Annotated in this window: 22 protein-coding genes, 1 tRNA gene and 1 riboswitch; of the genes, 7 read left to right on the top strand and 16 right to left on the bottom strand. The window is 43.3% G+C overall.

All coding sequences use genetic code 11. The annotated features are described in order from the left end of the window. Positions 1 to 17 precede the first annotated feature (17 nt). Together AC3WJJ_RS11740 and AC3WJJ_RS11745 are read right to left on the bottom strand one after the other, a co-directional pair. Positions 18 to 1,469 (bottom strand): N-acyl-D-glucosamine 2-epimerase, encoded by a 1,452-nt coding sequence (locus AC3WJJ_RS11740; protein ID WP_492540719.1) that lies wholly within the window; start codon positions 1,467 to 1,469, stop codon positions 18 to 20. Positions 1,470 to 1,760: 291 nt separating this feature from the next. Next, positions 1,761 to 2,420: an O-methyltransferase gene (locus tag AC3WJJ_RS11745; RefSeq protein ID WP_492540721.1), complete on the bottom strand. Its 660-nt coding sequence runs from the start codon at positions 2,418 to 2,420 to the stop codon at positions 1,761 to 1,763. A gap of 138 nt (positions 2,421 to 2,558) precedes the next feature. Here AC3WJJ_RS11745 and AC3WJJ_RS11750 point away from each other — a divergent pair, with 138 nt between their 5' ends. Continuing rightward, the gene (locus AC3WJJ_RS11750; protein WP_422657684.1) at positions 2,559 to 3,707 is read left to right on the top strand and encodes a THUMP domain-containing class I SAM-dependent RNA methyltransferase; all 1,149 of its coding nucleotides are present in this window, start codon (positions 2,559 to 2,561) and stop codon (positions 3,705 to 3,707) included. Between the two features lie 142 nt (positions 3,708 to 3,849). After that, the gene (locus AC3WJJ_RS11755; protein WP_492540723.1) at positions 3,850 to 5,823 is read left to right on the top strand and encodes an LTA synthase family protein; all 1,974 of its coding nucleotides are present in this window, start codon (positions 3,850 to 3,852) and stop codon (positions 5,821 to 5,823) included. Positions 5,824 to 5,936: 113 nt separating this feature from the next. Here AC3WJJ_RS11755 and AC3WJJ_RS11760 read toward each other — a convergent pair whose 3' ends face one another. The 6 genes from AC3WJJ_RS11760 to racE form a co-directional block, all read right to left on the bottom strand. Next, a complete protein-coding gene (locus AC3WJJ_RS11760) occupies positions 5,937 to 6,203 on the bottom strand; it encodes a hypothetical protein (protein WP_492540725.1) in 267 nt (88 codons plus the stop codon). 116 nt (positions 6,204 to 6,319) lie between these two features. Beyond that, positions 6,320 to 6,541 carry a YuzB family protein gene (locus AC3WJJ_RS11765; protein WP_422657686.1) on the bottom strand — a complete coding sequence of 74 codons (222 nt, stop codon included), beginning with the start codon at positions 6,539 to 6,541 and terminating at the stop codon, positions 6,320 to 6,322. Between the two features lie 27 nt (positions 6,542 to 6,568). Further along, a complete protein-coding gene (locus tag AC3WJJ_RS11770) occupies positions 6,569 to 6,871 on the bottom strand; it encodes an iron-sulfur cluster assembly accessory protein (protein ID WP_422657687.1) in 303 nt (100 codons plus the stop codon). 80 nt (positions 6,872 to 6,951) lie between these two features. Then, positions 6,952 to 7,227, bottom strand: coding sequence for a hypothetical protein (locus AC3WJJ_RS11775; RefSeq protein ID WP_492540728.1), 276 nt, complete (start codon positions 7,225 to 7,227; stop codon positions 6,952 to 6,954). Positions 7,228 to 7,390: 163 nt separating this feature from the next. After that, positions 7,391 to 8,593, bottom strand: a complete 1,203-nt coding sequence (locus tag AC3WJJ_RS11780; protein ID WP_492542028.1) for a M14 family zinc carboxypeptidase — start codon at positions 8,591 to 8,593, stop codon at positions 7,391 to 7,393. A gap of 161 nt (positions 8,594 to 8,754) precedes the next feature. After that, on the bottom strand, positions 8,755 to 9,561 hold the full coding sequence (gene racE, locus AC3WJJ_RS11785; protein ID WP_492540730.1) for a glutamate racemase: 807 nt from the start codon (positions 9,559 to 9,561) through the stop codon (positions 8,755 to 8,757). A 246-nt stretch (positions 9,562 to 9,807) separates the two neighbouring features. On the opposite strand from racE, the gene AC3WJJ_RS11790 reads away from it, so the two are divergent. Next, positions 9,808 to 10,881, top strand: a complete 1,074-nt coding sequence (locus AC3WJJ_RS11790; RefSeq protein WP_492540732.1) for a nitric oxide synthase oxygenase — start codon at positions 9,808 to 9,810, stop codon at positions 10,879 to 10,881. A 158-nt stretch (positions 10,882 to 11,039) separates the two neighbouring features. Next, positions 11,040 to 12,875: a stalk domain-containing protein gene (locus AC3WJJ_RS11795; protein WP_492540734.1), complete on the top strand. Its 1,836-nt coding sequence runs from the start codon at positions 11,040 to 11,042 to the stop codon at positions 12,873 to 12,875. Between the two features lie 79 nt (positions 12,876 to 12,954). Here AC3WJJ_RS11795 and AC3WJJ_RS11800 read toward each other — a convergent pair whose 3' ends face one another. From AC3WJJ_RS11800 to AC3WJJ_RS11820, 5 genes are all read right to left on the bottom strand, one after another. Next, positions 12,955 to 13,296, bottom strand: coding sequence for a YtxH domain-containing protein (locus tag AC3WJJ_RS11800; protein WP_492540736.1), 342 nt, complete (start codon positions 13,294 to 13,296; stop codon positions 12,955 to 12,957). A 20-nt stretch (positions 13,297 to 13,316) separates the two neighbouring features. Further along, complete coding sequence (locus AC3WJJ_RS11805; protein ID WP_492540738.1) at positions 13,317 to 13,769, bottom strand: DUF948 domain-containing protein; 453 nt, start codon at positions 13,767 to 13,769, stop codon at positions 13,317 to 13,319. Between the two features lie 221 nt (positions 13,770 to 13,990). Further along, positions 13,991 to 14,410: a DUF86 domain-containing protein gene (locus tag AC3WJJ_RS11810; protein WP_422657695.1), complete on the bottom strand. Its 420-nt coding sequence runs from the start codon at positions 14,408 to 14,410 to the stop codon at positions 13,991 to 13,993. Between the two features lie 70 nt (positions 14,411 to 14,480). Further along, positions 14,481 to 14,768 (bottom strand): Dabb family protein, encoded by a 288-nt coding sequence (locus AC3WJJ_RS11815; RefSeq protein ID WP_422661513.1) that lies wholly within the window; start codon positions 14,766 to 14,768, stop codon positions 14,481 to 14,483. Positions 14,769 to 14,974: 206 nt separating this feature from the next. Beyond that, positions 14,975 to 16,411 (bottom strand): NAD(P)/FAD-dependent oxidoreductase, encoded by a 1,437-nt coding sequence (locus AC3WJJ_RS11820; RefSeq protein ID WP_492540740.1) that lies wholly within the window; start codon positions 16,409 to 16,411, stop codon positions 14,975 to 14,977. A gap of 107 nt (positions 16,412 to 16,518) precedes the next feature. Beyond that, positions 16,519 to 16,618: riboswitch (purine riboswitch) on the bottom strand. A 289-nt stretch (positions 16,619 to 16,907) separates the two neighbouring features. On the opposite strand from AC3WJJ_RS11820, the gene AC3WJJ_RS11825 reads away from it, so the two are divergent. Both AC3WJJ_RS11825 and AC3WJJ_RS11830 read left to right on the top strand, forming a co-directional pair. Beyond that, positions 16,908 to 17,531 carry a helix-turn-helix domain-containing protein gene (locus AC3WJJ_RS11825; protein ID WP_492540742.1) on the top strand — a complete coding sequence of 208 codons (624 nt, stop codon included), beginning with the start codon at positions 16,908 to 16,910 and terminating at the stop codon, positions 17,529 to 17,531. Between the two features lie 119 nt (positions 17,532 to 17,650). After that, positions 17,651 to 17,839: a hypothetical protein gene (locus AC3WJJ_RS11830; protein ID WP_492540744.1), complete on the top strand. Its 189-nt coding sequence runs from the start codon at positions 17,651 to 17,653 to the stop codon at positions 17,837 to 17,839. Positions 17,840 to 17,943: 104 nt separating this feature from the next. Here AC3WJJ_RS11830 and AC3WJJ_RS11835 read toward each other — a convergent pair whose 3' ends face one another. From AC3WJJ_RS11835 to AC3WJJ_RS11845, 3 genes are all read right to left on the bottom strand, one after another. Further along, positions 17,944 to 19,161, bottom strand: a complete 1,218-nt coding sequence (locus AC3WJJ_RS11835) for a WD40/YVTN/BNR-like repeat-containing protein (RefSeq protein WP_492540746.1) — start codon at positions 19,159 to 19,161, stop codon at positions 17,944 to 17,946. 131 nt (positions 19,162 to 19,292) lie between these two features. After that, positions 19,293 to 19,376: transfer RNA gene (locus AC3WJJ_RS11840), tRNA-Leu, on the bottom strand. A 171-nt stretch (positions 19,377 to 19,547) separates the two neighbouring features. Then, positions 19,548 to 20,537, bottom strand: coding sequence for a copper amine oxidase N-terminal domain-containing protein (locus AC3WJJ_RS11845; RefSeq protein WP_492540748.1), 990 nt, complete (start codon positions 20,535 to 20,537; stop codon positions 19,548 to 19,550). Positions 20,538 to 21,189: 652 nt separating this feature from the next. Between AC3WJJ_RS11845 and AC3WJJ_RS11850 the strand changes: the two genes are divergently transcribed. Continuing rightward, positions 21,190 to 22,251, top strand: coding sequence for a lytic polysaccharide monooxygenase (locus tag AC3WJJ_RS11850; protein WP_492540750.1), 1,062 nt, complete (start codon positions 21,190 to 21,192; stop codon positions 22,249 to 22,251). The last annotated feature ends 587 nt before the right edge of the window (positions 22,252 to 22,838 follow it).

Here is a 22,838-nt window from a genome sequence, read left to right on the forward strand (position 1 = left end):
TTTCATTCCAAGTAATTCTAGTATCTAACCTTTTTTTTCTTATCTACGTTAACCACAGTATCATCCTCAATCACGTTAGCCTGCTGATCTTTGTTGTGAAACCAATACGCAGGAGTATCTGTTACATGTCGAATACGCAGTTGAAACTCTTTTCTAGGCAATTGTTTAGACTTAATAATCAGCATGTTACCGTCTACTGTGATGTTCTCAGGTGCGATAGGAACCTCACCCTTATTCGTTAAGATCATGAGACTACCCGGAAGCTTCGCAGAGGCCTCATCAATTCGTTTCTGAAAAGAAATAATTACTTCTTTACGCTGTGGACGCATTACAGTGATTGGCCTAGGTGGTTCATCGTACATATACTTTCCGAGATGGAATTCATATGCTGTCCACGTTTTGAACCCCATATCTTGTGCTACTTCACCCAGACTGTTATACCATTGTCGATCCTTCACCATATCGGGATTTGAACCAATATCAACTTGAATACCTAGAGGAATATTCGGATGAACGGCGCGGATCTGATCTACAAAACTCTGATAATCTTGAATATATGTCGCTGGTAGTTCCATCTGTGGTTTCATCCAGTCTGGCCAGTGGGTTTGCAGAATATGAATATCCGGTCGAACAGAGGAGATCATCTCTGCGGCGTCTAGTCCTTGAAGCTCCCTCAGCTTGTCAACAGAATCATCACCTGCGATCGCAAGCGACCAAGTCGCTACACTTATATTATTCCTGGCATCCCGTATACCACCATTCCCGTTGATCACTTCATTCAAAAAATGATTTACAGCGTTTACCCGAAACTGGACCCACTTCTGATACAGCTCTTTATTCGTAAGATAGTAATCTGGATGCGCAGAATCCGTGAAATTCGGAATGGAATCTACACCATACTTCTCTTGAAATGCTGCCTTGGCAAGCGGTCCAACGTCACCATACGCCCCGGTATCCATTCCGTCCCACTCTGGAAAATAAGGCTCCGCGATCTCGATACCATCAAAGGGTATATCTGTTACTAGATTCGCAAGCTTCTGCTTCTTCCATTCTACATAACTTGTACTATGTGGAGAAAAGCGATAATACCCATCATTCACGGGCTTTAATAGTTCCATCTGCCAGCTAGGCCATTCCGAAGGGAAGCCCTCTACTGAATAAGAACCATTGCCTAACACAAGAGCCCAGACGAACAATCCACGTTTCCTTAATGCCTCAACAAGCTCACGATCAACGTTATTCTCGTTAACAACAAAATACCGAACCGTTGTATATCCATTACGTACAAACTCATCGGCAATGCTCTCAGGTGAACGATCTTGGTAATACTTTAAGCTGGGATCGAACTGAATGCTTGGGCCTGACAAGCCTGATCTCTTGCGTTCATCTTCCTGACTCTTCTCAGCGTATGCAGCAGTGATTGTCAGAATTACGACAAGAAGACATATGATAAGTATACCTATTCCCAACTCGCGGATATGTTTAAAATTATGAGAGTTGTACAGTGTTAGTCTCTCCTTTCACTGTATGATTGCTAGGAATATATAAAGGTGAGACCTTCGTTCCTAAGCTCGTACCACTCTATGTGTTAGTTAACCCATATTCGGCGCCTCTTACACCCTAAGCGTATGAAATCTGCAATAAGTACGAATAAACCAAAGAATACATATCAAAAATGCCAGCCAAGCTTCCCTTGGTTGGCATTTTCATATTACTTTCATCTTCAGCGCATAGCTGCGACCGAGTTCACACGCTTCCTTTTACTTTACACGTGCTAGGATAAGTCCATCATAAGCTGGCAGAAGCGTACTTGTAAGTCTTTCGTCAGAAGCAATTCGCTCATTGAAATGTCTTACTGCTTGTACAGAAGGTCCGTTCTTCTCCGTATTCAGCGTCCGGCCACGCAAGAAACAGTTATCTCCTGCGATGATTGCTCCTGGATTCGCAAGCTCAATCGCATAATCGAGATAGACAGGGTAATTCTCTTTATCCGCATCAATAAAAAAGAAATCAAAGCGTCTGCCTTCCTGTTTGAGCAGGGCCAAACTGTCAGCAGCAGGTCCGATACGGTATTCCACCTTATCTCCGAATCCTGATTTTTTCAAATGTGATCCAGCAAGTTCTGCATATTCCTCTTTTAGCTCGAGCGAAGTCAATCTTCCACCCTCACTTAAACCACGGCACAGACAGATACCGCTATAACCACCCAGAGCCCCGATCTCGAGTATTTCCCGAGCCCCAGCTGTCTGAACCAACAAGGTCAATAAACGCCCATAGGCCGGTGCTACAGACACTTCAGGCATCCCCCGGTCCTTAATGGCTTGTTTCACTTGCAGCAATTCCTCATCTTCTAGATATAATTGGTTAACATAATCATCAGGGGTGATATTCAAAGAGATTTCCTCCTTCAAGTCATACATTGATAATGTCCATTAGAACAGATTCCAACGAATCCTATCATATGATAATTGTCTTGCCTTGTACAATCGCCTATACTATATAGATTGACCGGCGGTGCTATTGCGCCGTACACATCGTAAATGGAGTTGACTTCGTTAATGCCTCGATTACAATTAATCGCTACCGCCCCTATGGGACTAGAAGCTGTAGTAGCACGCGAATTAAAAGAACTAGGATATACGGACACAGAAGTGGAGAACGGAAGAGTAACCTTTTCCGGTGATCTCATCGATATTTGCCGCTGTAACTTGTGGCTTCGGACATCGGACCGTATCCTTGTCAAAATGGGCGAATTTAATGCCCTCACATTTGACGAACTGTTTGAAGGTACTAAAGCTCTTCCTTGGGAAGACTGGATCCCTGCGAATGGCGAATTCCCTGTTGAGGGACGTTCTCACAAATCTCAATTGAGCAGCGTACCTGCCTGCCAAGGGATTGTGAAAAAAGCGATCGTCGAAAAATTGAAGCTTTCCCATCATACGGAATGGTTCCCTGAGAATGGTCCACGTTATGTCGTCGAAGTGTCTCTACTTAAGGACCGAGCGATCTTAACGCTCGATACAACTGGACCAGCGCTGCATAAGCGTGGGTACCGCAAGCTGATCACAGAAGCACCGATTAAGGAAACGATGGCTGCAGCTCTTATTCAACTAAGCCGCTGGGGTCCACATCGTCCCCTGTATGACCCTTGCTGTGGGTCAGGTACGTTTCTAATTGAAGCAGCTATGATTGCTTGGAATATCGCTCCAGGTCTGCGTCGTTCATTCCCTTCAGAGCATTGGGACATTATCGGCAGTGAACGCTGGGCAGATGCTCGTGATGAAGCTTTTGATGCAGTAACAGATGATATCCCACTTCAACTTGTGGGCAGCGATATCGATCCGAAAGCGATTGAAGTGGCTAAAGCCGCTGCTAAAAGCGCAGGACTGGCTGGCGTGATCGATTTCCGTGTACTTCCGGCTTCGAAGGCACTACCAGAGGGCGAATATGGTTGTCTCATCACCAATCCCCCGTACGGTGAACGCCTAAGTGAGAAGGAAGAAGTGGAACGTCTTATCCGTCAGATTGGTGGAATGGCCAAGCGGCTTCCAACATGGTCATTTTTTGCGATTACTCCGACAAAACAGTTCGAGCATTATTTTGGCCGTAAAGCCGACAAGCGTCGTAAACTGTTCAACGGACGTATTGAATGCCAGTATCTTCAATTTCTCGGACCGCTTCCACCCCGTCCTCGTCCAGCAGAATAACTTAACCTAATCTAACATTTAAAGCCGCCGCCAAGGCGGCTTTCTTTCTTCACATCTAGGTTTGAAACGGTGTTTTATCGTTATATAATAAGTAGACTCGTCAGAAATAGGCTATTCCAGCCGCTTCAAGGAGGATATTCCATTGTACACATTGTCACCTCTAGGGATTAGGGACCGTCTTCGCCGGATATTTTTGAACCGGTATGCCGCCTATTCCTTGTTCATCATTATCATGTTAATTAAGCTAGTCCTATTTCATTACAATCTGAAGGTAAAGAGCATCGACATGAATCCAGTTGATTATATTATTGCTATTGGTTCACTTCTGCTCGTCTCATTCTGGACATTCTGGCTTCCTCCAAGAGGAAGGATTGCGTCTTTAATGCTAATGAATCTCATCCTTACGGGTTTGATTTATGCTGATTTGGTTTTTTATCGCTATTTTGAAGATTTTATTACAGTTCCTGTACTCATGCAGGCTGGACAGGTCGGGTCGCTTGGCGAAAGTATACGCTCGTTAATCCATTGGCAGGATCTATTCTTTTTCATCGACTGGATTATAATTGTACCACTCACCGTCTCTCTTATCTTTCGCAAACGTCGCTTGCACAGCAACACAAGACCATCAATGAAACCTTCCCTCTCTCGTAAAAATATCATGGTACGGAGATTTATCGCGGGTACATTGACGCTTCTGCTAGGATGCCTTCTCACTTTCGCACCGATTAAAATTGCATCCAAAACGTGGGCAGTGGGTCTATTTGAGAGCAATTGGTGGAATGTTACTCTTTACAATGTTACCGGTCTTATAGGTTTTCACGGTTATGACATCTATCGCTATTCCAAAGACAACCTCGGCCCCAAACCAGTCCTTGATCAGGAGGAGGTTCAAAAGATTCAAACTTGGTTTGATGAGGAGCGTTCCAATCGAACAATAAAAAACAATACTTTTGGCAAATATGCAGGCAGCAACGTCATTATGATTCAAGTCGAAGCATTTATGAATTTTGTTGTGAATCAATCCATTAACGGACAAGAAATTACGCCAAACTTTAACAAACTGATCAAGGAAAGTATGTATTACAGCAACTTCTATCATCAAACGGCTCTCGGAAGAACTTCTGATGCTGATTTTGTAACCCAAAGCTCATTACTTCCGCTGCCTATGGGATCTGTCTTTACACGGTATGCTAACCATAAATATGATACGATTCCATCCATCTTAAAAGAAAATGGCTATGCCGCTAATGTCTATCATTCCTATGACAGCAGTTTTTGGAATCGGAATAATGTATATAGAGAAATGAACTATGATCGCTACTATAGTAAAAAAGACTTCGTTCAGGATGAGATGATTGGCTGGTCAGTAAGTGACGCATCCTTCTTCAAGCAGTCCTTAAACATGATGAAGGATGTTAAAGAACCATTCTATTCTTTTCTAATTACGTTAAGCAGTCATCACCCTTATGGAATACCTAAAGAGAAACAGAAGCTTGATACCGGAGATTTTCAAGGGACAATATTCGGAAGTTACCTACAGTCCATGCACTATGTTGATGAAGCCCTCGGCCAATTCGTAGAACAGATGAAGTCCCAGGGATTGTGGGATAACTCGATATTGCTCATTTATGGTGATCATGATAACTCGATCAAAGATGAGGCTTTTTACGAACAGTTTCTCAAACATGATGTTACGGAACTCGATATGAAGCAAATCATGAATCAGGTTCCGCTGTTAATTCACTTACCGGATGGTGGTCAAGCTGGTGTATATGAGGAAGCGGCAGGCATGATGAATACTGCACCAACGATTTATCATTTGCTCGGCATCTCTCAAGAGCCCTATTATCTTATGGGAGATAGCCTGCTAAGCGGTAAAGAACGACTTGTACCACTTCGCAGCGGCGCCTTCTCGAATCATGATGTATTCTTTATTCCAGCAGAAACGGGAAGCTTTGAGAATGGAACCTGTTACGATCTATCTACTCGAAATCCTACCGATATCAATGCATGTAAGCAAGGGTATGAAGAAACAAAGAACCAGCTGAAAATATCAGATCAAACGATTACCTATGATCTTCTCAAGCAGTTTAAAGCAACCTCAGTCAACGAATAGTTTATATTTGCGTATGAGCCCACATGTATCACCTAAGCTCATACGCTTTTTTTACGCAAAAAACCCGCCAAGAGACTCTCTCTTAGGGCGGGTTAATACAGGACTAGCGCGTGTTACCTTTCATCTGAATGAAGCTTGGACAGACGTTCCTTCTCTTCACCGAGCAATTCCTCTGCTAATTCAACAGCGTTCTTATTCGCATACCCTTGGGCTTGAAGAACAGCCTGCTCTGTATGAGCTAAAGAATTGTTCGCTTGTTGTATTAATTGTTCCGTTGGATGGGACAAAGCAGAAGATACGGCACGATGTAATTTCTCAGCCGAATCTAACGCGCTATTGGCCGGGTTATTCGAATGAAGACTGGAATCGTGACTGTTCATTATGGTTGCTCCCTTCTAAATTACAAGGTTCTGCCTGCATCCATAGCATGGATGTGTTTGAGAAGAACTATGCAATAAAGAAGAAAAAATAATTAGACTGATAAAGATAAGTCAAACTACTTAATGAAAGGCTTCGCCTTGGCCAGCACTTCTTCTTCGGTCTGGGCACTAATATAGCGACCATTCACATAGACAAAAGCACGTTTCTTACAAGGTCCACAGTAAGATTTGCAGCCGACTTTGATATCGGCATCTGGTGCAAGCTTCTTCAGCTTCGGAATAATTGTCTTCAAAGATGTAGCTTTACATTTTTCACATACGCGAATATCGTTTGCCATGTCATGTAACCTCTTTATATGAACGACCTAATGGTCGCCGTGATTTCCTTTGGATGGATTGGTGATGATAAATCCTTCTTGCGGGAGATATAAGTAATCGATTTTGACGCCATCAAGCAGTTCTTGCCCCGACTCCAAGATCACATCAATTTCTTTATCCGTAGATACCACTACATCCGTTTCCTTCGGCGTATCAAGATCAAGACCATAATGAGCATGATCTCCATGTGCGTGTGTAATGACAACACGGAGTTTCTTGCCTTGATTTTCTTCCTTTTCAAGTTCTCTCTTTATCACTTTAGCCGCATTGCGGGTAATTTTGCAGTTCATTTATGTTCATCTCCTCATGATTCACTCACTCAATATTTTATTTTAGCCCTCGCGGAATGTTTTCGCAAGCAACGATTCGGTTAACGAGCAGGTGGAATCCGTCCTGGCTTGTCCGAATTTAACTCAGGGTATTTACGTTCAATTCTGCCAACGAACCAGTTCATAAGCAGCATCGTCACACCGATATCATCGATCGGCATGAAGGGCATGAAATCCGGTAAAACCCAGTACAGTGCAGCAGGAATAATAAATAACAACTTGTCCCCTACGGCAATACCCGGGGAGAGTAAGTATTTGAATATTCGCTCAAAGACATGAGACCAACGCCGAAGCGATAGTAACCTTCTCCATTTCATGGCGTTTCCTCCGATTCATAAATGTATCATCTACAAGTATTAATACCCTATCGTGACCGATATGATAGAAGGGACAGCCACCGAAGTCTCTGATGCTCAATTACGGTGGCTGCCTCTTCACGTATAGCTTACGCATTATCACTGAAATAGTTTCACGCCATTTTCAATCAAGCGACATGAACGCCGCCATGACTGAACTCACCTCAACACACAAATCCTCGAAATCTTCTGCCGGTAAAGGATTTGTTCCTCGTCCGATCTCCACAGTGAAACCTGGTCTGCGAAAATGCTTAATAAACCAATCCTTATAACCCGCATCACTTCCTTGCAGCTTAACGGGCCGATGTCCACTTGCCTGGCCTAAACGAACTGCATATGTTTCACTATGAGGAGGTTCATACCCCCTATAGTTCCAATATATCTCTTGACCTTGACTATGAAGAGATATAGCGCGTTCAGGTAATATGTGTATCGTGTGTTTAGCTAAGGCTTCTGCCTCTGGTTCACATAGAGGTGCAATACCGGCATAATCTTGTGAACTTGGGGATGTCTTACCTCTTCTCTCTACTTCCTCTTCCCAATGTGCTGGAAATTGATCCCCGAGATCGACACCTCGAATATTAGCTTTCCAGCGTCTGAAGTCTTCCCTTCCTTCATTCCACTGTATCAACTGGTCATAGTATATGTGATTCGGCAAGATTCCCTCTTGAACGAGCTCAACTCCATCAGGATTGGCCATTGGTACAAGCCATAGCGTGTAATTTTGGAACCATGTCTTTGGATCATATCCATGTACAGAGGTGCCTGTGTCCAATGCTGATGCATAAATTTCTAGAAATCTCAGGAGACAAGGACTCGTGATCCATTCATTCGCATGTATTGCCGCATTGACATGAAGATGCTTTAGACCATCCCCTATTTTGACCGCATGTAGCGGTTTCCCCATTATACTTGAACCAATCGTACTGCATTCGATAACAGGAAACCGATCAGCCAAATAATCCAGATCTTTTGATAACTCCCTAGGACCATACTCTCCTGCAAGTCTTACGTGGTATTTCGGCTTAGAGGGAGGAAGAACGATGGTTTTTCCAATAGGAAAGGTATAGATCGACATCCCTGGATTCATTTCCTCCAATTGTTCTGGCTGAAAATGAAATGTACGGGCAATACTTTCAGGACTATCTCCTTCTTGGATAACGTATCTTCGGCGTAGTGATGCCGGAAGATATATCATTTGACCAGGCAGCAAGTAAGGCTGCCGATCTGCCCAAGGATTGGCGGTAATTAGCTGTTCAAGAGCTAGGCCATGTCTTGCCGCAATCCTTTGAAGCGTATCTCCTTTTTCCACGATATACTGCCGCATGACGTTTTCCTTTCCGGCAGCCGTAGCCACCCGCTTTTTTTACCGTCCATTGCATGTATATGAGTTACAGGTTGTACGAAATGTCGCTTGCCTGCGGATAAACGCAAGAAACCGGACTCCCGCGGGAATCCGGCTTCCAAAGTATTAAAATACAAAATGAATTAGAGCTTCGTAATCTGCCAGACAACAGGTGTCCGCTTAATCTGTTCCCCTAGCCATTCTGTAGCAATGCTCTGGAACATCTCGGCATCACCTGTACAGAAAAATTGGTGGATTGGTGTCTCCTCACCACTCGAAAGTTGGCCTTTGTCATACAGAATCGTACTGATCTCCCGAGCCGTCTCATCGGCTGAGCTGATTAATTTTACACTGGGTCCCATTACCTGCTGTATTGTATCGACTAGGAATGGATAGTGAGTACATCCAAGGATCAAACAATCTATCGTGGTTTGTTTAATTTCACGAAGTGATTCTTGAACGATATCAAATGAATCTGAAGAACGAAAGAGACCATGTTCCACAAGTGGAACTAACGCAGGACATGCCTGGCTCTCTACCTCTACAAAGGGTGATAGTTGTTTAAGAGCTAACGTATAAGCCCCACTGCCTATCGTACCAACTGTGCCGATGACACCAACATGTCCGGTCTTGGTTGCACTGATAGCAGCACGGGCACCAGGATGTATGACACCAATTACTGGAATAGACACCTTGGCTGAAATATAATCAAGGGCTGCCGCAGTTGCCGTATTGCACGCGATGACAATCATTTTGGGATCATATTGAAGTAAATAATCTACGATTTGTTCCGTAAATAAACGGACTTGTTCCGAGGTACGCGGTCCGTAGGGTGCGCGGGCAGTATCTCCGAAGTAAATAATTTTCTCTCTTGGGAGCTGCCTCATCACTTCTTTGGCAACGGTTAGCCCACCTACACCCGAGTCTAGTATTGCGATTGCTTGCTGCACGAACACACCGCTTCCTTCTTGTCATTATTCAAATCTTAGCTGTGTTACCATATGTAATACAGACATGAAACGTACCTAAATCTTAACCCAATTCCTTTCCTTCTTCAACTTGATATAGAGCCCAAAGTGCCATCCAGCTTCGTTTTTGTCCACAAAATGGAAAAGAACTGCGCCTAATTGCAGCCCTTAAATATCGTATACTAGAGGGGTTAATGCAACTAACAGAAAGTCAGGTGAGACGAAATCATGCTTGGCACAACGGAACTATTTAAAGCCGCTCAATCCTTCATTGAACAAGCGTTTGTTGAGATGAATAAATCACCCGAGGAAACACGGGATCGACTAAATGAAATTTCATCTGAGATTCAGCAGACGGGAACTTATGTACATACGTTCGAGGAGCTAGAACATGGCGCCAAAATGGCTTGGCGTAACAGTAATCGCTGTATCGGCAGGCTGTTCTGGGACAAGCTTCACATCATGGATGCTAGAGCAGCAGAGTCCCCCACAGAAGTGGCATCATTTCTTCTTCAACATATCGAGAATGCAACGAATGGCGGGAGAATTATGCCTACCATTACAGTGTTCAGTCCAGATTCATTTCGCATTTGGAATCATCAACTCATCCGATATGCAGGTTACGAAACAACAGATGGTATCATTGGGGACCCCGCTTCCATTGCATTCACTCAGGTATGTGAAGAGCTTGGCTGGAGTGGAAAAGGAACAGACTATGATGTTCTCCCCCTTGTTATTCAACTGAATAATCAAGAACCGGAATGGTTTAATATACCCGATCACTCCGTGATGGAAGTCAATTTAGAACACCCGGAAATCCCGTCTTTCTCATCACTAGGACTGAAGTGGTACGCTGTCCCAATCATTTCCGATATGTCTCTTGAAATCGGAGGAATTATATACCAGGCTGCGCCGTTTAACGGATGGTATATGGGAACTGAAATCGGAGCTCGTAATCTTGCCGATACATTTCGCTATAACAAACTCCCGCAAATCGCCCAATTAATGGGTCTGGATACACACAGTGAAACGACACTATGGCGTGATCGGGCACTCGTTGAACTGAATGTTGCCGTTCTGCATTCTTACAAGAAGGCAGGTGTAAGCATCGTAGATCACCACACAGCTGCCATGCAATTCCGTTCATTTGAAGAACGGGAATCTAAGAGTGGCCGAGAAGTTACTGGGGACTGGACATGGCTCATTCCTCCGGTGTCTCCGGCGACAACGCATATTTTTCACAAATCCTATCCTGATGATTTGCGTAGTCCTTCTTTTCAATATATGGATAAAGCCTATTAAATCACATTAAAATTCAGAAGTCACTCCTAACTAAAATGGTTTGGTTCACTCCTCCATTTTAAAAGGGGTGATTTCTTTTTTATTCAGGGGGATTTTACCATTCTAGTGAAGAAATTATACATAAACTAATTCTCGGAGATACGGAGGGAGTTTAATCCATGCCAAGGAAACATTCAGTACTGTCCAGATCTCTAACATTATTAATGATCCTTACAATCACTACTACGCTGACGGGTAGCTTAACCGAGACATCATTCGCTGATCAGTCACCTTGGAATATTGCATCAAATGAATATGGTCAACCAGCAGCTGTATATTTTGACAATCTCAATGTAATACTGGGCAGTCCGCCCATTAACCACAAGGGAACGATCATGATTCAAGCGGGACCGTTCTTAAGAAGTCTCGGTTATCAAGTGACATGGGACCCTACAACGAAGAAATTAAGTGCCACGAAGTCTGGGCAGTCGACTCTTACATTCTGGGACAATCGAAAAGAAGCAGAAGTTGGTAACCAACTCATTAAAAAATTGCCTGCCGCTCCATTTGTAATCGAAAATGAACTTTGGGTTCCTCTTCGTTTTACGGCATCAAGTTCTGGATTATTAGTAATTTGGAATCCTCATGGTTCTTTTGCTACTATCCGAGATCCCCATGCACAAATTCAACTACGTGTAGGAACAAGAGCAGATAATGAAGTGACCGACAACCCCGATGCCCTTATCCAGTACATGAAAGATAACTGGGAAACGAACGTTCAAGTGAACCTTACTCCCCCTAGAAACTTCCCGGAGAAGACCAAGATTAAAATAGCAGCTGGTGATATGGAGTCACTTATGCTCCTTCCAGATACCTTTGAATTTCAAGAGGATCTATTCCAGTCAATAGCGCTGGATCTGAACCAAAGTCTAAAGGCTTACCCAGCCTTACAAAAAATTATCGATGAATCTGGCATGCCTGTCCGTAGAATCGATGGAAAGACATACACGATTCCAAGACCTTATGATCCAAACGACGCCCCTTTCCCTGCCCTGCGTCAAGACTGGCTCAACAACCTAGGAAGCAAGCATCCGATAACGATGGACGACATGTTCAACTTACTGAAACAATTTGTGAGTAAGGATCCTGACGGGGATGGGAAGAACAATACTATTGGAATGTATGCTTATGTGCAAGGCAACAACCTGGGGTCACTTAGCTGGGTCGAGCATGCCTTTACAGGAAGTCCGGACCGGTTCACCCTTTCCAAGAACGGTGAAGCGATAGATCATGCGATAACGACCGGCCAGAGACAAGCCTTAGAATGGCTCAATCGCGCCTATACTGATGGTCTTTTCAATAAAGATTTTGCAACGATTGATCCTGATCAAGTGAAAGAAGAGATTCTTAAAGGTCAGGCCGGTCTCGCTGTATTGAATTTTGATGATGCTACAAAACTGACTCTGGATAACAAAGGAACCTGGACTCCAGTTTCGGGATTGAAAGCCACATCAACCGCAACAGAAATCGCTCCCTGGAATTCTATTGGTGGTGGCGCATATATCGTATCCAGTATGTCGAGAATCGAGCCTGCGAAAGTCTTGAAATGGCTGGATCAAGGTATTCAAATGTCTGAGTCTGCAAAGTGGGATGCTGTTAAGGAATTGAAGCAAGCAGACAAATCCGCCATTCAAAATTTATTCGGTCGCAAGGACGTTTTACAATCCAATGCACTTCTTGACGCGCTAGCACCTGAAACTAAGAAATTGTATGAACAAGCTGCTACAAGCTGGCACCGAATCTCTTATGCTGGACAAACCATTCCGGAAGCTAGTCAATTGTGGAGCCAAGGTATTTATGCTGAATCTATAAGTGAACTGAATGAGATGAAGATTAAAGTCATTCAAGGGGAAGCTACACTTCAGGACTGGGATCATTTCATAGAGAAACTGACAGCTAGTCGACAATACCAATCCATGATAAAAGACTTAAACAAGCTTATTAAGACCCAATAAGCCACTCGCAGATTGAACAGCCCTGATCGAAGCCCGGTAATCTGAGGTTCGATCAGGGCTGTTCCGTTTCATATTTTGCTTATTTTTCTTCTTCCTTAACGCTGTCACCGCTATTATTGAAAGAGGAGATCTGAGCAACTTCCTCTGCTTCAGTAACCCAAGGTTCTTTTTTATTCCGCCAAGATTGAATGTCAGAGATCACGCCCTCAGCACGATCTGTTACAACACCAATCAGATTAATTCCTTGCTCTCCCACTTTACCTGCAACCTCCTGAACTTTCCCACCAACTTGGCGAGCGCCATCCGCAATATCCTGACGCAATTCTTTACCCGATTTTGGTGCCAAAAGAAGTGCAGTTATAGAGCCGGCAATACTCCCGATCAAAGCTCCCCACAAAAGCCCCTTATTCTTCTCTTTCATTGTCCATCTCTCCTTCTAGTCTATTCGGCATGCCCGTCACCTGACTTCGGAGTGCGGCGGTTCCACGTATACCAGAGAGTCATGCCTGCATCGACCCAGCGAAACACTTCACCAATGCGGCGTTCATTCTCGAGACGGGCCCGTTCCATATGTTCGATAGCTGCTAGCGAGGCCCGTTTGCTAACTGAATGTATAGCATCAGCAGTCTTCGTAACAGCGGATGCTGCCTCGCTCACAGATGTCACTATAGATTCACCTGCTGCCAGCTGACGCTGAATGCTGTTCAAGGAAACCGATGCCTGCTCTAGCACCCGCGTGGCTTCTTGCGATAACTGTGTACTTTGGATTTCCAAATTTCCAAGCACAGATTCGGTGCGTTGTAGCATTCTTCGGACTGACAGCATGATACCTATCGTTGCTACGGCAATTAGCAAGACACCGACAGCAACGGCCAGCGCGCTCCATTCCACCATATGTCCACCCTCCTTAATGTTAGGCTGACCGGGCGAATGCCTAGTCGCATGATGCATTATAAGCAGGGTGGGCTTGGTTTGACACAAGGTTTAAGAATTATTTTTTACTCGCACAAAAAAAGCCCCATACCAGAATGAAATCTGTACGAAGGCTTTTACACTAATTATAGCGTCAGCTATGTATAACTGTATAACTACATCCTAATCAAACGAATTCGCTGCTATAACTCTTGCTTCAGATAATTCCTAACATTCGTCGCAAACTGCTCCAATATATCCGCAAGAACTAGGGACAATGGATGAAGAGTGTGGCGCGGCCAATCATAGTACTCCTGAACAAGAGGCTTACGCAGACGAACAAGTTCAATCAGAACAGAATGAACTTCACTTGTCATTACTTTCTCTTCATGAATAATATCCAGAATGTCCTCATAACTGCTGGCATCTCTCATAATAAAGCCGTCAATCAGATAACTACCTACATCCGTTACGACTTCAATAGCCAAATGAAGAGCACGTTCCTGAACTAATCCAAAGACCAGTCCCCCATCCCATGACTCCGCCGCCTGACGTAATCCGGCTGAAATTTCAGGAATGGCCCCCAGACGTCGTTCAATTTGTTCCTGATTTACATAATACACAAGTGATCTCCTCCAGCATTTCTTGTATGTGTTCTAACCATTCTGTTAAAGAACATATGGCAGCAAAGACCTACACTTCGTAATCTACACTTATGGAATGATCTTTGACCGTATTAATATAACGAATAACCTCCTGATGTACAGGATGTACTTGATACGCTTGTAAATCTTCCAATGTGTCCACTTCCGAGATCAAAGCGAGATCATAAGAGCGTTCTGAGCGGATAATATCACTTCCAACTTCCAGTGAGCGAAGCTGCGGAATTTTCCCTTGCATGTCTCTCAGCACCTGCACGGTACGCTCGATATTATCAACTGTCGGCTCTTTCAACTTAAAAAATACGATATGTTTGATCATCATCTGTTCCTCCGTCACTGAAATATTGTTTCACTTTTCTATCATACCTCTCCTGCTAAAAAAAAGAAATCGCTGTCATGAGAACGATGGCATTAGCATCACACTCGTATCAAATATAACCTGATTTATGATAAGTTATTTTATCTAAAAAAAGAACGAGCCTCTCGGCCCGCTCTACGAATTTACATTATTCGGTTGAGTCTCTACTATTCCCCTAGTCGTTCTATCATATTTCGAGCAACCCATATTCCCGCTGCTCCGGCTTGCGCTAGTCCACGGGTTATTCCTGCCCCATCTCCGCCGCAATAAAGTCCCTTAATCTCCGTCTCGAACGTTTCTGAAAGCTTTGGACGTGCAGAGTAGAACTTCGCTTCCACTCCATAGAATAATGTATGCTCAGAGGCTATACCAGGGGTCACTTGATCCAGGGCCTCAACCATTTCAATAAGGCTCTTCATCGTATTGTACGGAAGCACAAGACCCAAATCCCCAGGTACAGCTTCTCTCAGTGTTGGCTCTAAGAATCCTTCTCGGATTCTTCCTTCCGTAGTTCTGCGTCCTCTCAGGATATCTCCATATTTCTGAACAATGACTCCACCGTTTGAAAGGTCATTCGCTCGTTTGCATATTTCGCGTGCATATTCATTCGGCTTATCAAACGGCTCCGTGAATTTGTGGGACACAAGAAGTGCAAAATTCGTATTCGATGATCCAAGAGCTGGATCTTTAAAGGAGTGTCCATTTGCAGCCATGACACCGCTATGATTCTCTACGACCACATGCCCAGATGGATTACTGCAAAAGGTGCGGACGCGTGTTCCAACCGATGTATTAAAAATGAACTTACCTTCATACAAATGTTCGTTGATCTCTCTCATTACGATGTCAGAAGTCTCGACCCGGACACCAACATCAACCTGATTGTTATGCATTTTGAGCCGGCGCTTCTTCAGCACACTGGTCAACCAACCCGAACCATCTCGCCCAGGTGCAATCATAACTAGATCCGCTTCATATAGTTCACCATTTTTCATAGTGATGCCGGTAATCCGGTGGGCACCATTCTCCTTAACGGTGTTAATATCTTCTACTTCTGCTTTAAAGACCATATCAATACGGGTATTCAGATATTCATAGATCGACTTAAGGATCTCCAAATTCTGCTCCGTGCCCAAATGTCGAACTTGAGCACGCAAAAGCTTGAGTCCTGCAGCATAACCACGCTGTTCAATATCTGTTATAGCTGCTGTCGTTGGATCCGTGATATTGGTCGTAGCACCATGCTTTATATTAATATCGTCTACATATTTGATGAGTTCAAGCACTTTTGATCCAGATAAATAGTCTGTCATCCAGCCGCCGAATTCTGTTGTTATATTAAACTTACCATCACTGTAAGCCCCCGCTCCTCCGAATCCGGCCGTGATCGAGCAAGCAGGCAAACAACCAGCAAATTCTTTTCTCCCTGCAGCAGGAGGACATAACTGAATCTTCTCCTCTAGAATCGGACAGCTTCTCCGGTAAATATTGTGCCCCTTATCCACAAGTAGCACTTTGCTGTGCGGCGACTTCAAACTTAATTCATAACAAGCGAAAATACCGGCCGGACCGGCTCCAACAACAATCACATCATATTTACTCATCTTATCCCCCTGTTTGACTATACTATTGTCGCAGATGGGTGCTGAACATCCTCGGGAAGTCCATACAAGTAAGCTGGCACACAAAAAATCCCGGCTATGAACAGGTATGCAAAAGCACCCCTATTCGTAGCCAGGAATTTACGGTCCCCTGTAGAAACCCTCAAACCTTATCTTTGAGGATATACGAATTTGTACCAATTCTATTGTTTTTACTCAACAACAATTTACTTCAATCATACGAAAGTGTCAATACATATCATTTGAATTGTTCGTCTTTTTTAAAGAATCACTTCTTAAGTATTGACTAAATTGAATCACATTCCACCTATATACGAATGTTTAATTTTCAAATGCCATTTTTCAAAATTCAGGCTAATCATCACGATCTATAATTAATTGATATATATAGTTTTTATGGAAATAAATTATAGGCTCCGCCTATTGAAACTACCTTGTCGAATAATGTAGTATGGTGGTAAAAAAAGTCGGAGGAATTATGCCTACACAACAGCAACAAGTAAAACACTCCATCGAGGCGTGGTCCCTGATCAATCGCAAATATTTAGGAAAAGGTGTGCGAGTTAAAAGATTCCGCAGACCAACCCGATGCCAGATTCGTAACCGCGTGCTTCTCGCCATTCTAATGGCGAATGATATCAAGCTATCCCAGTTAGCCGAAGAGCTCGGCGTTTCTTCCCGAAGCGTCAGTGCTTGGGTATATGAAGGTCGTATTCCTGGAAAGAACAATCTTGAAAAAGCTTGTGATTACCTAGGGTATCCTCGTCATATTCTTTTCAGAGAAGAATTGCTTGAGCAATCACCACTGATCTGCCAACCTGAACCTTCTCGCTTTATGAAAAGAACATTGACTCGATCACCTGTAAGCAACCGTATCTTAACCGGCCTTTGCATGGTTCATGATTTATCCGTGAGCGATGTAAGTCGGTGGATTGGCGTTCACCCTGGTACATTCCGTAAATGGCTACACCAAGGAACCCTGCCATCTAGTGCTTTCCAGGATAAAGCAGAACAATTTTTCCGCATTCCTAAATCCGTACTATTCGCAGATTGTGTACTACACCCGAATACGAAATCATCCAAAACGAAATCTTCCCAATAATTTATACAATGTTCCAAGCCTGGATATGTGCCACGGTTTGGAACATTTTTTCTAATTGTGCATATTTGTGCATCTAAGGGGAATACCAAGGAACAAAACGAATAAAGGAGCATGCTCATATGATAGGGCGGGATTCCGGTATGGCTCTTGGCTTACTCGCAGGGACGACCTTCGGAAGTGGAATAGGTTTTTTCCTTGGCTGGCATTCCTACAATCTGGTGTGGATCGTAAGTATTTGCGGTGTAATAGGCGTACTGACTGGTCTTTGGTATGCTCATAGAACCTTGATATCTAACGAATCTCAGTAAAAAAACAGTAAAAAAAACAAGCTGCCTTTACGTTTACAATAACGATTCAGGCAGCTTATTTGTTGTTTGTGTCTACATTTTAATGACTTCTACTTTGTAATCATTTACTCGCCAGACTTCTTCCAGTGTATTCCGCCATCAGTAGTCTTATATAGAGCCGCTGATTTCTCACTGTCCAGCGTAATCATCCATCCATGGTTCTCATCTGCCATAGCAAGTATTTGCCCGCGGCTTCCGTCCATTGCCTGTTTACCATTCTCCCACGTCTTCCCACCGTCTGTCGTTCGCCCTACCGTATTAGGCTTATCACATGGTGCACAGTAGCCCCCCATAAGAGCTGTATTCTTGTTAACCACATATAGAGGACCTGGGGCAACTCCCTCGTTCTTAGGCGCATCTGAGTCCCCCTCAGGATAACCAGGAGCCGGACCACCACCTGCCGTTGAATTAGCTACAACCGTCGTCCAAGAGTTACCACCGTCAGAAGTATGAAAGAGCGAATACGCCGTCTGATTCATTCCACTACCGCCGATGACTTCCATCCACGCATCCTGCTTACCCATCGAACGAATAACGACATCCCCAAGTGGATCCGTTGTTTCTTTAGATGCGGTCTTTCTCCAAGTTGCTCCTCCATCGGTCGTTCTCATAAGCTGGAATGAATGATTATTCGACTGACTTACAGCCCACCCGATTAATTTGTCATGAAAATACACCTCACCTACTGTCCCGTCTGGAGCATTCAGCTCAGTCCAGGTCTGTCCCCCATCCTGTGTTAAGGCATGACCGATAAACCCAGTATCTGATGAAGTGAAATGAAGGAATCCCTCCATTGGTGCTTTACCGATTTTTCTCCACTCTGTGCCTCCGTCTTGTGTACGATAAAGTACGAGTTCATCCGTAACTGCCCAAGCTTCTTTATCATTTAATGCAAATATTTGCTTTACACTACCTTGCAAATTCATTTGCACGATCCATCCCTTACCACCATTATCAGTGCGAGCAAGAAAGCCTTCCCCTCCTATCCAACCAGAATCATGATTAATGAGACGTAGAGCCGATACCTTATTCATGTTAACCTTTGTATCATTCACTGGAATATCGACGGCTGAGTCATCACCGTCTCCCTCATTCGTGGACCCCGAATCGGAATCATCCGATGGAGAAGAAGGGTTATCAACCGGTGGAGATGTTGCTTCCTGTGATGGTTCCTTCTGTATAGGTTCTTTCGCAGTGCCTTCTTTCTGACAACCTGTAACAAGGATGATCATGATTAACATCAATAATGCCCCAAATGAAACAAAACGTTTAGATCTTAACATGCATATTCCTTCTTTCAATAGAATTCATTCTTCAAAAGCTCCTTACACTACTATGTATCCACTTTGTATAATTTCACACACAAACAATAGAAAAAAAGAATCCCTTGATAAATATCAAGGGATTCTTCGTATGCGGTCGAGAGGACTCGAACCTCCACGGGGGTTAGCCCACACGGACCTGAACCGTGCGCGTCTGCCAATTCCGCCACGACCGCAAAATATGTATCTTCCTCGTATGAATGATGAAGATTCCAATGCCGAAATCGAAATATTAACTCAATCGCGGTAATTAAGATTATACCTCTTTTATAGATAAAAAGCAAGCATTTTTCAAGCTATTAAGGGACCCACGATGCCCAAGCATAGGGGCCCTAAGCTTCAATCCATCAGATTGTCCATTCATCATTTATCACGCCGGATAACAACCAATTTCCATTCTCCTGTTGGAACACGAGCCGTAGACTCCGCCAATCTATACCAGCATAATCCGGATTAAAACCATCAAAATGGTATTCAACCATCACTGCATCAGGATATTGCATACTTGCATTGTTCAACGTATTTCCGTAGCTAAGCGATTCGTTGTAGCCTACGAAGGGTGCTTTTGCAAAATCCTCACTATAAACAAACCGCTTATAATACGCCTCAAAATCCATCGAGATCGGTTGGCCACTCCCATCAAAACTTCCCCATTCATATATCCTTTGATGATTAGTAAATCCTTCCGATAAACGTTGGGCACTTAAAGTGATATCTTTAGTTCGATTAACGTAGGCATAAGGCGAAAAAGTGACTCCTGAAGGATGAGAGAGTTTAGCTAATGTCACAAAATCTTGATCTCGTAAAGAATGAATAACCTGTTCAGCAATCTTTTTCACTTCTTTTTGAGCCTTTTCCGGAGTGAGATTAGGATAGATTGATGCTTCTTTTAAAGTCTGATTCCATCGTATCGTTCCACCTAAACCTTCTACCGAAAATCGGAGCGGAATAAACAATCTGCCTTCACGCATCATGGGCGCTGAATCCAGTATAATCGATCGTCCATTCTTCTTAGCTTTCACCTCATTCGCTGATACCTCAAACCCATGTTTACCCTTAACCACGAGGGCTGTCCTCTTAGCTGCATCCCATGTCACTTTGGCTCCCATCGCCTCCGATACAGTACGTAAAGGAACCATAATTCGACCACTTGGGAGAAATTCAGGAATGTCAGACAACAAGGATGCACCATTCACTTTAAGGACAATCGGAGTCCTCACATCTTGATCATCTGCCGCATAAGCCAAGTTCATTCTATAGTTATACACCGATAACAATAAGAACATGACTATCGTCAAAGCTACTACGCGAAACTGTTTCTTAGTATTAAAGCTCATTTACTTACCTCCCCTAATCGAAACATTTATCATCTTTGAAAGTTAATACCCTGTTTACTCTTCTCAAAACGTCCTTTATATCGAAATATCATCATACGCCATTCTTAAAGTTATCATGACACAAAAATAGCATTCTATCTAAAGACGCCACTTTGGCATCGACGATATTAGACCCTATCCAGCACATTAGGAGAATATATGATCAATCTGCCACTGCAAAGCCCCGCTCATCGTTTAATCCGTGTATTTCGAACATCATTATTTTGTAAAATCAATGACATAAATGTTTAATCTTGCAGTAGTTTGATGAAATCAAAAGTACGAATATTGTCAAATCGATTTTTATACTTATCCATGTTTTTTTATATTTTTCAATTAATTGTAAAAAAAGTACACACAAACTTCACAAATGCGTTTATAATCAGGACAAGTTTTCCAGTTCTTCCACGAGATAGACTGAAAGCGATTGCAGATTATGTGATTTCAGAAAGGAGAGATATGCTTCGTATTCATTACACAAGCAGAAATAAAGATTTTGAAGAATAATGGAAATTGAAGGAGGAATTTTACTATAGGCTTCAGAGTTCCGACACAAGGTATTGAAAACCACGTTCTTCGCACATTTTCTTTTAAACTAAAGGAGGATAATTTAATGACATCTATTCGTCTTTCTAATTCTAAAACAGCAAAATTGTTTGCAGTCGGTGGAATTATGATCCTAGCTGCATTCCTAATGATTATCTTAGCTCAAAAAGCATCCGCCCATGGCTGGGTCGACAGCCCAGGAAGCAGAGCTCTCCTGTGCAAAACGGGTCAGAATACAGATTGTGGTGCAGTCGCTTATGAACCTCAAAGTTTAGAAGCTCCAAAAGGCTTCCCTGCAGCTGGTCCTGCAGACGGCAAAATTGCTAGTGCTGGCGGAGTGTTCCCGAAACTGGATGAGCAATCTGCTACTCGCTGGGCGAAAGTAAATATGTCCCCAGGACAAAATACTTTCACTTGGAACTTGACAGCTGCACACGCAACTGCAAGCTGGAAGTACTACATTACGAAGCCTAACTGGAATCCAAATGCAGCACTTACTCGTGATTCCTTTGATCTTACTCCTTTCTGTTCCGTCAACTACGGCGGTACTCGTCCTCCATCAAACTATTCTGATACTTGTAATGTTCCTGAAAGAACAGGATACCAAGTAATCCTGGCTGTTTGGGAAGTTGCAGATACACCTAATGCATTCTATAACGTAATCGATGTTAACTTCAGCGGTGGCAACAACTCCGGTGATACTCAAGCTCCAACTGCTCCAACTGGATTGGCAGCAGCAGCTACTACTTCTACATCCACCTCCCTTTCCTGGAACGCATCTTCTGACAATGTTGGTGTAACAGGATACAAAATTTACAATGGTTCTTCCCTCGTAACAACCGTCTCCGCTTCAACTTTGAATTATACTGTAACTGGCTTAACAGCAAACACAGCTTATACCTTTACAGTAAAAGCTACAGATGCTGCTGGTAATGAGTCGGCTGCAAGCAATGCTGTCAGTGTCACAACAACAGGTGCATCGACTGGCTATCCTGCATGGAATGCATCAACCGTCTATGTTGCTGGTAACAAAGTAACGCATAACGGTGTTAATTATGAAGCAAAATGGTGGACTCAAGGCCAAACTCCAGGTACGCCTGGCGGAGATGTGTGGAAAGTTATTCAATAATAACAGCACATTAGGTCACACAACTAAATGTAAGAAACTTTGGTGACAACTAAGGACACGCATAACATCGATTGCGTGTCCTTAGTTCATTCTAACACCCTATAAATAACCTCTTCAGGAAAATCACAATCGATGGATTTTCTCACGCCAACACCTTCACTATTAATCGTAGCTTATACCTCCCCTAGATCGTTGAATAACCCCTTACCCTATATAAGCGCTTATGAATTTTTGAAACATGATTCTTCTCCTACCCTACCTAAAATTCAAACCTCTATGATCTTGATGACCTCTACTCTTACTTCTATTCCTTCAAGGTGAAGCTTTATGGATTATATCCCTTACGACCTCACTATCCTTTGTGATTCACGGCAAGTGCTCTTTAACTACGGATATAAACTCTTTTAGAGTTTATATATATATTCGACCTAAGGAAAGGAGAGATGATTTAGCTCTATCGAAACACCCAGATACTAATCAATACCTAGGATGAAAGGGGGCTTTCATTTTATATTCGCACCAGTATCAGCACCTAGTCAGCACCTAGCTACTTCGGAACGATCCTGTAAATCAATTTGATTTATAAA

It is taken from the genome of Paenibacillus sp. FW507-14B1B (genome assembly GCF_058781425.1).